Genomic DNA, 12,134 nt, shown 5'->3' with positions numbered 1-12,134 from the left:
GCGAAGCGCCACCCGCCACAAAGGCAATTACGCCTGCTTAGCCGCTTCTGCCGCTTTAACGATCACCGCGAAAGCGTCTGCTTTCAGGGATGCGCCGCCAACCAGTGCGCCATCGATGTCTGGCTGGGTGAACAGCTCAGCTGCGTTTGATGCGTTAACGGAACCGCCGTACTGGATGATGACCTGCTCAGCCACTTTCGCGTCTGCTTTTGCAATATGGTCACGGATGAACTTGTGCACCGCCTGTGCCTGCGCTGGAGTTGCAGATTTGCCGGTACCGATCGCCCAGACTGGCTCGTAAGCGATAACCGCGCCTTCGAACGCTGCCGCGCCCTGGGTTTTCAGCACAGCGTCGATCTGACGTGCGCACACTTCTTCGGTTTTGCCTGCTTCGTTTTCTGCTTCGGTTTCACCGATGCACAGAACCGGGATCAGACCCTGCTCTTTCAGCACAGCGAATTTCTTCGCGATGAACTCATCGGATTCTTTGTGATAGGTGCGACGCTCGGAGTGGCCGATGATGATGTATTTCGCGCCGATATCTTTCAGCATTTCAGCGGAGGTTTCACCGGTGAACGCGCCAGACAGGTTAACGTCAACGTTCTGCGCGCCCAGAATGATGTGGCTGCCGTCAGCGGCACGTTTAGCCAGATCCAGGTACATATCCGGCGGAGCGATAGCAACCGCGCAGCCGGTCACGCCAGCCAGCTCTTTACGCAGGTTAGCAACCAGTTCGTTTACCATGTGGCGGCTGCCGTTCAGTTTCCAGTTACCCATCACTAAAGGATGTCGCATTTCAATTCTCCACGCTCAATAAGCGAATTAAGGAATATGGCCGCCCTGTCGGGCAGCATGGTCTGTGAATCAGTATAGAGATTTTCCCTCGAAAGGCTTTGCTTTTTGTCATTAATTCGCCCCCTCGAGTGCGTCTGATAGGGCCAGCTTAATCGGTTCAACCGCGAAGGTCAGCCCCTTTTCGCCGTTATCTGCGACGACATAGCGAACGGCACCTTCCGTATCGGCGTAATAGCGTTTGTTTTTCCCGGCGGTAAGCAGTTTTTGCAGCTTTTGCTGGCTTTGCGCTTTCGTGAAGGTGGGGGTAAAGGCGCGCAGAATAGCGCTCATGTACTCCAGCGCTTTCGCTTTCGCCGCTTTCTGCTCTGGCCCCTGAATCGGCAGCCAGGTGATCTGCATACTTTTGATTTTTAACGTTCCGCGCTCAAGGGCGGTAGAGGCATACAGATTCTCGTTAATTTTGCTGGCCGCGCGGGTCAGGGTCGGCGTATCGCGGGCGCTGTCAATCGCACGGAACTCTCCCAGCGGAAGTGAGGGGTTTTCTTTGTTGAAGGCTTCGCGGAACTGGCTGATAGATTGATCGAAAGAGGGGGCGCCCGCCAGAAGATAGGGGGCGGTGACCGGGGAAGCCGTTTCCGCGGCATAGAGGGAAAAACTGGCGCTCAGCATCGCTAAACACAAATAAAGAGAGTGTGCCGAACTTTTCATCAACATTGCCCCTGGCCATCATTGCCCATGATTAAAACGATATCTTGTCGGCTTGTCAAAAGGTCACAACTCCAGGGTAAAATGCGGGCTAAACAATAATAAGGAACCTTACATGACCATACAGCAGTGGCTGTTTTCATTCAAAGGGCGTATTGGACGCCGTGACTTCTGGATCTGGATTGCAACGTGGGTTGTCGCCATGCTGCTACTGTTTTTTGTTGCCTACAACGCATGGCTGAGCACGCAAACGGCGGCATTTGCGCTGGTCTGTTTACTGTGGCCAACCGCCGCCGTAGTGGTGAAACGTCTGCACGATCGTGGCCGCTCCGGCGCATGGGCTTTCCTGATTATTCTGGCGTGGATGCTGGTGGCGGGGAACTGGTCAATGCTGCCCTCAATCCTCCCATGGGTGGTGGGCAGACTGCTGCCGACGGTTATCTTTGTAATGATGGTTGTCGAACTGGGCGCGTTTATCGGCACCCAGAGCGAGAACAAATATGGAAAAGATACCCTTGAGGTGAAGTACCGCTGATCACCAGTAGTGTTCGGCGGTCATGTGGCCCGGCCGGCGGCGAAGGTGCTTCGTCATCTGCCGGGTATCCTTCAGCAACTGCTGCGTATCGCGTACCATCTGCGGGTTACCGCACAGCATCACATGGCTGGTTTCGGTATTCATCGGTAAACCCACCGCTTCTTCCAGCGCGCCGCTTTCAATCAACGCCGGAACGCGACCGGTTAACGAGCCGGCTGCGGTTTCGCGGCTGACCACCGTCTGAATTTTTAACTTCCCGCCATATCTCTGTTCCAGCGCCTGCATCTGCGGCAAATAGCTCAGGTCTGCGGCGTAGCGCGCGGCGTGAACCAGCACGATATTTTTAAAGCGCTCCAGATCTTTGCCGTATTGCAGAATGGAGAGATACGGGCCGATGGCCGTCCCGGTCGCCAGCATCCAGAGCGTGTCACAGTCGGGAATTTCATCCAGCACGAAGAACCCCGCCGCGTCGGAGACAATCTGCACTTCATCGCCCGGCTTCAGCGCGGCGAGGCGTGGGCTGAGCTTACCGTCCGGGACGGTGACCAGATAGAACTCAAGGTCCGGGTTATCAGGCGCATTAACGTAAGAGTAGGCGCGCTGTACGCGTTCACCGTCGATATCCAGCCCGAGCTTGGCAAACTGCCCGGCAGTAAACGGATGAACGGGAGCGTGCAGCGTGAGGCTAAATAGCGCATCGGTCCAGAACTGTACCTTTGTGACTTTACCTGTTACCCAGTCCGCCATGATCTTCTCCTGTGCTGTTTCTCTCTTCTATCTTCCGTACTTGTGGGAAACATTTCCAGCCCATTCGGGCCGGAAAGCTCTATCGATCAAACGGTTTTACAGAATGTGCGTCTGTACGTCCGGATCTTTACGATCGAGATAATGAATGGACTTAATGCGGCGAATAGTGCGGGATTTACCGCGGATCAGCAGGGTTTCAGTGGTGGCCATGTTGCCCTTGCGGGTGATGCCGTCCAGCAGATCGCCTTTGGTGATGCCGGTTGCGGAGAAGACCACATTATCGCTGCGGGCCATCTCGTTCAGCGCGAGCACTTTATTGGCCTCGATGCCCATCGCCGCGCAGCGCGCCAGTTCGTCTGCACCAATGCGAAGGTTCTCGTCGCTGTCGCCTTTGACCTCATGGCGTGGCAGCAGACGCGCCTGCATATCGCCGTCCAGCGCGCGGATCACTGCCGCAGAGACCACACCCTCCGGCGCACCGCCGATGCCGTAAAGCACGTCGACTTCGCTGTCCGGCATGCAGGTCAGAATAGAGGCGGCAACGTCGCCATCCGGAATAGCAAATACGCGCACGCCGAGCGCTTGCAGGTACGCGATGGTGGCGTCGTGGCGCGGTTTCGCCAGAATGGTCACGGTGAGTTCGCTGAGCGCTTTACCCAGCGCCGCAGCGATATTGCGCAGGTTGGCGTCCAGCGGCAGGCTAAGGTCGATAGCGCCTTTAGCGCCAGGACCGACGATCAGCTTTTCCATGTACATATCGGGCGCGTTGAGGAAGCAGCCCTTATCGCCCACCGCCAGTACCGCCAGCGCGTTGGCCTGGCCCATCGCCGTCATACGCGTGCCTTCAATCGGGTCGACCGCGATATCCACGGCATCGCCTTTGCCCGTCCCGACTTTTTCACCGATGTAGAGCATCGGCGCTTCGTCGATTTCGCCTTCGCCAATGACGATAGTGCCATCGATATTGACCTGATTAAGCACAATGCGCATGGCGTGGACGGCTGCACCGTCTGCGGTATTTTTGTCGCCACGGCCCAGCCACTTGTAGCCTGCGAGGGCGGCAGCTTCGGTGACGCGGGAAAACTCGATAGCAAGTTCACGTTTCATGAGGTACTCGTACAATCAAAAGGAATTGCACGAAGTTTATCACAGAGTGGGGAGGGGCGAAGGGACCGGTGCGGTCGGAGCCCCTCACCCTAACCCTCTCCCAGGGGAGAGGGAATATAGGTTTACTCGTCGTGCTCTTCCCACGCCAGGGCACGTTTCACCGCTTTCTTCCAGCCGCTGTAGCGGTAGTTGCGCTCGGTGGTTTCGATGCCAGGACGGAATTCGCGTTCGATAACCGCTTTTTCCTGAAGCTCGTCGAGGTTTTGCCAGAAGCCAACCGCCAGACCTGCCAGATACGCCGCGCCCAGCGCCGTCACTTCTCGCACCTCAGGACGTTCAACGCGGGTGCCCAGAATGTCGGACTGGAACTGCATCAGGAAGTTGTTGGCTACCGCACCGCCGTCCACGCGCAGGGCGTGCAGACGAATGCCGGAGTCAGCCTGCATCGCTTCCAGCACGTCGCGCGTCTGGTAGGCGATGGATTCCAGCGTCGCGCGAATGATGTGGTTTGAGTTCACGCCGCGCGTCAGGCCGAAAATCGCGCCGCGGGCATACGGATCCCAGTACGGTGCGCCCAGACCGGTGAACGCTGGCACCACGTACACGCCGTTGGTGTCTTTCACTTTGGTCGCGAAGTATTCGGAGTCAAACGCGTCGCTGATCAGCTTCATCTCGTCGCGCAGCCACTGAATGGAGGCGCCCGCCATGAATACCGCCCCTTCCAGAGCATAGTTCACTTCACCGCGTGGACCGCAGGCGATGGTGGTCAGCAGACCGTTTTCTGATTTCACCGCTTTCTCGCCAGTGTTCATCAGCATAAAGCAGCCGGTGCCGTAGGTGTTCTTCGCCATCCCTTCCTTGACGCACAGCTGGCCGAACAGCGCCGCCTGCTGGTCACCGGCGATACCAGCGATAGGAATACGGGTGCCGCCTTTACCGCCAATGTTGGTCTGGCCGTACACTTCTGAAGACTTACGGACTTCTGGCAGCATCGCGCGCGGAATGTCCAGCGCGTCCAGCATCTTGTCATCCCACTCCAGGGTGTTGATGTTGAACAGCATGGTGCGCGAGGCGTTGGTGTAGTCGGTGACGTGAACGCGTCCCTGAGTCATCTTCCAGATAAGCCAGGTATCGACGGTGCCGAACAGTAGCTCGCCACGACGTGCACGTTCGCGTGAACCTTCCACGTGGTCGAGGATCCACTTCACTTTGGTGCCCGAAAAATACGGGTCAACCACCAGGCCGGTGGCGCTGCGCACGTACTCTTCCATTCCTTCGCGCTTCAGCTGTTCGCAGATCTCTGACGTACGGCGGCACTGCCAGACGATGGCGTTGTAGATGGGCTTACCGGTTTCGCGCTCCCAGACCACAGTCGTTTCGCGCTGGTTGGTGATACCGATAGCGGCAATCTGGTCAGAACTGATGTCGGCTTTCGCCAGCACTTCCACCAGCGTGGAGCTTTGTGACGCCCAGATCTCCATCGGGTCGTGTTCAACCCAGCCTGGACGCGGATAAATTTGCTCAAATTCGCGTTGAGACACGCTGACAATGTTCGCGTCATGATCCATTACGACAGCGCGGGAGCTGGTAGTGCCCTGGTCGAGCGCAACGATATATTTTTTTTCGGTCATGGTATGTGTCCCGTAGTCAGATTACAGCGAAGCTTTTTGTTGTGTGGTGGACGTTGTCTCTTTTTCCTCTTCCACACAGGTGTCGCACGGTAAGTGGCGACCAATTAATTTGCGATAGCCGAATGCGCCCAGCGCCGCCCCTACGATTGGCCCGAACAGCGGAACCAGGAAGTAAGGAATGTCTTTGCCGCCCGTGAAGGCGACATCGCCCCATCCCGCAAAGAAGGCGAAGGTTTTTGGACCCAGGTCACGCGCCGGATTCATCGCAAAGCCGGTCAGCGGACCCATGGATGCGCCAATTACCGCAATCAGAAGGCCAATCAAAAGTGGCGCCAGCGGGCCGCGCGGAATGCCGTTTCCATCGTCGCCCAGCGCCATGATGACGCCCATCAGAATAGCGGTAATCACCATCTCAACCGCGAACGCCTGCACAAAATTGATATGCGGATTCGGATACGTTGAGAAAATGCCTGCCAGATCCAGACTTTCGACACTGCCACGCACCATATGATGCGTCTGTTCGAAGTCGATGAAAAGATTGTAATAAAGCCCGTAAACTAACGCCGCTGCGCAAAAGGCGCCGGCAAATTGCGAAATGATAAAAGGAACAACTTTGCGTCCGTCAAAACACGCGAATAGCCACAACGCGATGGTCACCGCCGGGTTAAGATGTGCACCGGAAACCCCTGCGGTCAGGTAGATGGCCATCGCCACGCCCAGACCCCAGATAATACTGATTTCCCACTGACCAAAACTGGCACCCGCCACTTTCAGTGCTGCGACACAGCCTACTCCGAAGAATATCAACAACCCGGTACCCAGGAACTCGGCAATACACTGGCCTTTTAAGGTTGATGTCTGACTCATAATCGGAATCCTGCAAAAGAGTAATGTTTATTGTTTGCGTGACCGCCCGTGACAGTCACGATGCCCTGTAGACATAGTGTTAATTTATCGTTAACGAGCACAAACGAGAAATATCGAAATCTAAATGTGTGGTCTGCGTCAATAAAATGAGCGTTTTCGCGCCATAAAGCGCGTTTTTGCATCAGATAATGATTATGGGCTGAATCATTTCTTTAACTTATGGGTTAACAACTTAGGGGTATATGCGGCGAACGCACCAGGACGAGGCCGAAAAGTGTTGCAAACCGCGATCTGCGTGGCATGCCGCTGGACAGGGGCGACGGCGCTCCATACAATCGGAACATATGTTGTGCGCGTTTACGTTAAAGCGTCGCCTTGCAATTCAGGAGAGGTAGGATCATGTCTTTAGAAGTGTTTGAGAAACTGGAATCGAAAGTACAGCAGGCGATTGACACCATCACGCTGCTGCAAATGGAAATTGAAGAGCTGAAAGAAAAGAACAACTCCCTGTCACAGGAAGTTCAGAATGCTCAGCACAGCCGTGAAGAACTGGAGCGCGAAAACAACCAGCTGCGCGAACAGCAGAACGGCTGGCAGGAACGCTTGCAGGCGCTGCTGGGACGTATGGAAGAAGTTTGATTTCCTTAGGGAATGCATTGAACAGGCCGGGTAAGGCGAAGCCGCCACCCGGCTTTTTTATGGTTTCCCTAACCGATATCAAACCATAAAAAAGGCCGCCCTGGGCGGCCTTAACGCTACTTGTCCTGCGCTGTCGTAGCAAAAGCAACAAACCCAACAGGTTCATCGCTCTTTACAACGAGTACGCTGGCGACAATGAACGCGATACATAAATAGCGTTTCATTATGCGGTCCCTGCTGCTTACCGCTCCACCGTTCACCACCGGTGATAAGTCGGTGGACACAAGCCTTGATGTTAGCCTGCTTTACGGTAGTGAATACACCTTTCCCTGGACCGATGCCCATTTGCGAGATGGCGGAAAGGGACGCGGTATCATAATGAGCATCAACCAGGTAGTTAAGGTATTCACAGACAATTAGGATTTTATAAAGGTTAGGAAGGGTTGCCCAAGGTTTGGGCGAGAGTATGATGAAGTTCCTTGGTGTTAGTCTGTAAGACGTCCCAACGGACCGCGAATCCCGAGGGACAAAAAAAACCGCCACATTGCTGTTGGCGGTTTTTTTATGCATCTCGCTTACCGATTAACTACTCAATATCCAGCGCATCCTCAGAAAGGATAATGCCGGTATTGTCAGCATAAAGGTGGTCACCCGAGAAGAAGGTCACGCCGCCGAAGTTAACGCGCACGTCGCTTTCGCCGATGCCTTCACCCGCTGCGCCAACCGGAATGGCGGCAATGGCCTGAATACCGATATCCAGGTCTTCGAGATCGTCCACCTGGCGCACGGAGCCGTAGACCACAATCCCTTCCCACTCGTTTTGCACCGCAAGGCGGGCGAGGTCCGCATCGATCAGTGCACGGCGCACTGAACCGCCACCATCCACCAGCAGGACGCGACCACGACCGTTCTCTTCGAGCAGATCGTACAGCAACCCGTTGTCCTCGAAACATTTCACCGTGATGATTTGTCCGCCAAACGACGACCGTCCACCAAAGTTGGAGAACAGGGGTTCAACGACGTTGACATCTTCCTGGTAGATGTCACAAAGCTCGGAGGTATCGTATTTCATAGGTTTAACGCTCTTTTGCTGCGAATGTGTTCAGTATATCGTGCGAAATGCGTTGTTGGCAAAATCATCAATTGTTAATTGATATTTGTCAGCTAACTCAGCGTCTGGCTTAAGACAATCCCGATGACGAACAGCAGGTTAGTCAGTAACGCGTCTTTTACCGTACGTTCCAGCATCGGTGGCATGGCGGCCGGGCTGAGTTCACGCATGACGTAGCGGGCCTGCTTAATCAGCAGCGGTGCGGCGAGCACAAACAGCCAGCCCCAGAGGCTGTGCAGCGAAATCAGATTGAACAGCGCCAGGCAGACCAGCGCGCCGATGAGCAGGCAGGCGTGATAGCGGCGTGCATTCACCGGACCCAGACGCACGGCCAGCGTGTTTTTACCGTTCTCGCGGTCGCTATCGATGTCGCGCAGATTATTGATATTCAGCACCGCCGTCGCCAGCAGACCACAGGCGGTCGCCGGCAGGAACAGGGCAGGGATCACCGTGTGCGCCTGTAAGTACCAGCTTCCCATCACGCTCAGCCAGCCGAAGAACACCAGCACGGAGATGTCGCCCAGACCAATATACCCGTAAGGACGCGTCCCGACGGTATAGGTAATGGCTGCAATAATGGCGAGCAAGCCCAGCACCAGGAAGCCAATGAAATCACTGGTGGTTTTCGAGGCGACCGTCACCAGCGCCAGCCCGGACAGGCAAATCAACACCACGGTGATAATCAGCGCCCGTTTCATCTGTGCCTGGGTAATCACCCCTTTTTGCATCCCGCGCAGCGGCCCGATGCGGTCAGGCTTGTCGCTGCCTTTTACCGCATCGCCGTAATCATTGGCGAGATTAGAGAGGATTTGCAGCAGCCCGGCGGTGACAAGCGCCAGACCTGCTACCAGCGGATCGAAATGACCCTGCCACCAGGCAAGCGTGGTACCGACGATAATGGCGGCAAAAGCCAGAGGAAGCGTTTTAGGACGCAGACTTTCGAGCCACGCCTGTGTACGGCTGATATCAGTCATAGTTATTTAGCCAATAAAAATGGGGGCCATAGCCCCCATCAACAGTGATGAAAATGCATTGAACGCGATTATAGAATAAAACGGCTCAGATCTTCATCTGCCACTAACGCATCCAGGTGTTTGCCCACATAGTCTGCGTCAATGGTAATGCTTTGACCGTTAAGGTCGCTCGCATCATAAGAGATGTCTTCCATCAGGCGTTCCAGCACGGTGTGCAGACGACGCGCACCGATGTTTTCGGTGGTTTCGTTGACCTGCCACGCGGCCTGGGCGATGCGCTTGATACCGTCATCGGTAAATTCAATGTTCACGCCTTCGGTCGCCATCAGCGCTTTGTACTGTACGGTCACAGAAGCGTTTGGCTCAGTCAGGATACGTTCGAAATCTTCGGTGGTCAGCGCCTGTAACTCGACGCGGATTGGCAGACGTCCCTGAAGTTCCGGGATCAGGTCAGACGGGCTGGCAATCTGGAACGCACCGGAGGCGATAAACAGAATGTGGTCAGTTTTAACCATGCCGTGCTTGGTGGAGACGGTGCAACCTTCCACCAGCGGCAGCAGGTCGCGCTGAACGCCTTCGCGTGAGACATCCGGGCCGGACGCGTTACCGCGCTTACAGATCTTGTCGATTTCGTCGATAAACACGATACCGTGCTGCTCAACCGCGTCGATAGCATCCTGTTTCAGCTCTTCCGGGTTAACCAGCTTCGCGGCTTCTTCTTCAATCAGCAGCTTCATCGCGTCTTTGATTTTCAGCTTACGCGCTTTCTGCTTCTGTCCGCCCAGGTTCTGGAACATGGACTGCAACTGGCTGGTCATCTCTTCCATGCCCGGAGGCGCCATAATTTCCACGCCCATTGGCGCGGCAGCGAGATCGATCTCAATCTCTTTGTCGTCCAGCTCGCCTTCGCGCAGTTTTTTGCGGAATGCCTGACGCGCAGCAGAAGGTTCAGGCTGCTGTTCAGCCTGTCCCCAGTTGTTTTTTGCCGGTGGGATCAGCACGTCGAGAATACGCTCTTCGGCCATCTCTTCGGCGCGATAGCGGTTTTTCTCAATTGCCTGGACACGCACCATCTTAATCGCCGAGTCGGTCAGGTCGCGGATGATGGAGTCCACTTCTTTACCCACATAGCCCACTTCGGTGAACTTGGTGGCTTCAACTTTGATGAACGGCGCGTTAGCCAGTTTGGCCAGACGACGGGCGATTTCGGTTTTACCCACACCGGTCGGGCCGATCATCAGAATATTTTTTGGCGTCACTTCGTGGCGAAGCTCTTCGTCGAGCTGCATGCGACGCCAGCGGTTACGCAGTGCGATAGCCACGGAGCGCTTGGCGTCGTCCTGGCCGATAATGTGTTTGTTCAGTTCGCTGACAATTTCGCGTGGGGTCATTTCAGACATGGGCGATCCTTACGCTTTAGACGGTAATTCTTCGATGGTGTGATTGTGGTTGGTATAGATGCAGATATCACCTGCAATATCCAACGCTTTCACCGCGATATCGCGCGCGTTCATGTCGGTATTTTCCAACAGCGCACGGGCTGCGGCCTGGGCGTACGGGCCGCCAGAGCCGATGGCAATCAGGTCGTTTTCAGGCTGAACCACGTCGCCGTTACCGGTGATGATCAGCGAGGCGTTTTCGTCAGCCACGGCCAACAGCGCTTCGAGCTTGCGCAGCATGCGGTCGGTACGCCAGTCTTTTGCCAGCTCAACGGCGGCTTTCACCAGATGACCCTGATGCATTTCCAGTTTGCGTTCAAACAGTTCAAACAGCGTGAAGGCATCAGCCGTGCCGCCTGCGAAACCGGCGATCACTTTGTCGTTATAAAGACGACGTACTTTCTTCACGTTGCCTTTCATGACGGTATTACCCAGCGTGGCCTGGCCATCACCGGCAATTACCACCTGGCCGTTACGGCGTACACTTACTATTGTTGTCACGAGCAGACCCCCTGGTTACAGATTCGGGAAACAGAAGCCCTGAGCCTGTGCTCAGGGCTGAATTAAATGATAGATGGGGGGGATTTTGGGGGTTTCAACCCCCGGAGGCGAGTCGAATGCAGTTTGTGTGGCCAGCCACTTTCAAACGGGAAATGGTGCCGTCTGCGTTTTCTTTGCCTTTGACCGGTCCAATCACTACGCGATTCCAGCCGTTATTGGTGGTAATGCGTGAGTCAAATCCTTCAAATGCCAGCTGAGCACGCACCGTTTCTGCCTGTTCGGCGCCTTTAAACGAACCGCACTGAACCATCCAGCGGCGTTCATCTTTTTTCTCAGCCGTCTGCTTCGGTGCCTCGGTCTCTTTGGTGACCGGCGCAGCCTGCTGCGTTTTTGGCTGTTGCGCAGTGGTATGCGCAGGCGTCTGCAACAGATCCTGATACGGCTGTGCCGTTTGCTTCTGCGGCTGCGCCTTCGGTTGCTGCTGGACAGGCTGAGTTTGTACGGTACGCGTCTGCTGCTGCGGTTGTGTACGCGGCTGCTGTACCGGCTGCGTCTGCGTCCACTGCTGCTGTTGCGTTTGCTGCTGAGCCTGACGCTGGCGCTGCAACGTTTGCTGACGCTGCGCCGGGGTTTGTTCGTTCCACGGTACTTCGTTCAGCTGCGTAGGCTGCTGGCGCATGTCCGCCTGCATCTGAGCGAGCAATTGACGCTGTTCGTCCGTCAGCTGATCGGCATTCTTTACTTCACCCCCGGCAGAAGGCTCGGTAGGCGCACGTACGCCAGGCTGGCGGCTTTCCAGCTCTTTAATGTAGCGCCAGCGCTCTTCAGGCTTCGGCGGCAGGCCGTTGCCAACGACCTTGTTACCCTGAAGGGCTTCAGACTCTTCTTTTTTATGATGCGTAATGAAGTAGAGGCCGCCAATAAAGGCCACCAGCACAGCCGCAGCAATGGCGACCATAGCTGGGGAGACAGCAGACAGGCTGCGTTGCTTGCTTTTTGAACTACTCTTTTTGCGTCGCGAAGGTGCCGGCTGGCCGCGACGTACATAATCTCGTTGTGCCACTATCGTTTCGCTGTATTTAT

The 12,134-nt window shown here is 55.5% G+C and carries 13 protein-coding genes; 2 read left to right on the top strand and 11 right to left on the bottom strand.

Translation table 11 applies throughout. The annotated features are described in order from the left end of the window. Positions 1-27 precede the first annotated feature (27 nt). The gene (tpiA, locus tag FZF21_RS21505; protein WP_003862019.1) at positions 28-795 is read right to left on the bottom strand and encodes a triose-phosphate isomerase; all 768 of its coding nucleotides are present in this window, start codon (positions 793-795) and stop codon (positions 28-30) included. A gap of 111 nt (positions 796-906) precedes the next feature. Beyond that, positions 907-1,503 (bottom strand): DUF1454 family protein, encoded by a 597-nt coding sequence (locus FZF21_RS21500; RefSeq protein WP_017383094.1) that lies wholly within the window; start codon positions 1,501-1,503, stop codon positions 907-909. A 112-nt stretch (positions 1,504-1,615) separates the two neighbouring features. On the opposite strand from FZF21_RS21500, the gene FZF21_RS21495 reads away from it, so the two are divergent. After that, entirely contained in the window at positions 1,616-2,035 is a 420-nt protein-coding gene (locus tag FZF21_RS21495) for a DUF805 domain-containing protein (RefSeq protein WP_006808672.1), read from the top strand. On the opposite strand, the gene fpr is transcribed toward FZF21_RS21495, so the two are convergent. The 4 genes from fpr to FZF21_RS21475 all read right to left on the bottom strand — a co-directional run bounded on the left by fpr (position 2,036) and on the right by FZF21_RS21475 (position 6,387). Then, positions 2,036-2,782, bottom strand: coding sequence for a ferredoxin--NADP(+) reductase (gene fpr, locus FZF21_RS21490; RefSeq protein WP_003862024.1), 747 nt, complete (start codon positions 2,780-2,782; stop codon positions 2,036-2,038). A 96-nt stretch (positions 2,783-2,878) separates the two neighbouring features. Continuing rightward, positions 2,879-3,889: a class II fructose-bisphosphatase gene (gene glpX / locus FZF21_RS21485; RefSeq protein WP_015569942.1), complete on the bottom strand. Its 1,011-nt coding sequence runs from the start codon at positions 3,887-3,889 to the stop codon at positions 2,879-2,881. A 122-nt stretch (positions 3,890-4,011) separates the two neighbouring features. Then, positions 4,012-5,520: a glycerol kinase GlpK gene (gene glpK, locus FZF21_RS21480; RefSeq protein WP_006808669.1), complete on the bottom strand. Its 1,509-nt coding sequence runs from the start codon at positions 5,518-5,520 to the stop codon at positions 4,012-4,014. Positions 5,521-5,541: 21 nt separating this feature from the next. Further along, positions 5,542-6,387, bottom strand: a complete 846-nt coding sequence (locus tag FZF21_RS21475) for an MIP/aquaporin family protein (RefSeq protein WP_003862030.1) — start codon at positions 6,385-6,387, stop codon at positions 5,542-5,544. Between the two features lie 399 nt (positions 6,388-6,786). On the opposite strand from FZF21_RS21475, the gene zapB reads away from it, so the two are divergent. Next, positions 6,787-7,026: a septal ring assembly protein ZapB gene (zapB, locus tag FZF21_RS21470; RefSeq protein WP_003862031.1), complete on the top strand. Its 240-nt coding sequence runs from the start codon at positions 6,787-6,789 to the stop codon at positions 7,024-7,026. Positions 7,027-7,612: 586 nt separating this feature from the next. Here zapB and rraA read toward each other — a convergent pair. The 5 genes from rraA to ftsN form a co-directional block, all read right to left on the bottom strand. Continuing rightward, complete coding sequence (gene rraA, locus FZF21_RS21465; RefSeq protein WP_003862032.1) at positions 7,613-8,098, bottom strand: ribonuclease E activity regulator RraA; 486 nt, start codon at positions 8,096-8,098, stop codon at positions 7,613-7,615. 92 nt (positions 8,099-8,190) lie between these two features. Continuing rightward, positions 8,191-9,117 (bottom strand): 1,4-dihydroxy-2-naphthoate polyprenyltransferase, encoded by a 927-nt coding sequence (gene menA / locus FZF21_RS21460; RefSeq protein WP_149121149.1) that lies wholly within the window; start codon positions 9,115-9,117, stop codon positions 8,191-8,193. Between the two features lie 62 nt (positions 9,118-9,179). Beyond that, the gene (gene hslU / locus FZF21_RS21455) at positions 9,180-10,511 is read right to left on the bottom strand and encodes an HslU--HslV peptidase ATPase subunit (RefSeq protein WP_015569947.1); all 1,332 of its coding nucleotides are present in this window, start codon (positions 10,509-10,511) and stop codon (positions 9,180-9,182) included. Positions 10,512-10,520: 9 nt separating this feature from the next. Next, positions 10,521-11,051, bottom strand: coding sequence for an ATP-dependent protease subunit HslV (hslV, locus tag FZF21_RS21450; RefSeq protein WP_003862036.1), 531 nt, complete (start codon positions 11,049-11,051; stop codon positions 10,521-10,523). 94 nt (positions 11,052-11,145) lie between these two features. After that, positions 11,146-12,114 (bottom strand): cell division protein FtsN, encoded by a 969-nt coding sequence (gene ftsN / locus FZF21_RS21445; RefSeq protein WP_017383099.1) that lies wholly within the window; start codon positions 12,112-12,114, stop codon positions 11,146-11,148. Positions 12,115-12,134 lie beyond the last annotated feature (20 nt).

This window comes from Enterobacter sp. LU1, from assembly GCF_008271405.2.
In the GTDB taxonomy this organism is placed as follows: Bacteria; Pseudomonadota; Gammaproteobacteria; order Enterobacterales; family Enterobacteriaceae; genus Enterobacter; species Enterobacter hormaechei_C.
The sequence above is the reverse complement of the archived record's forward strand: the minus strand, read 5'-3'. Positions and strand labels throughout refer to the sequence as shown.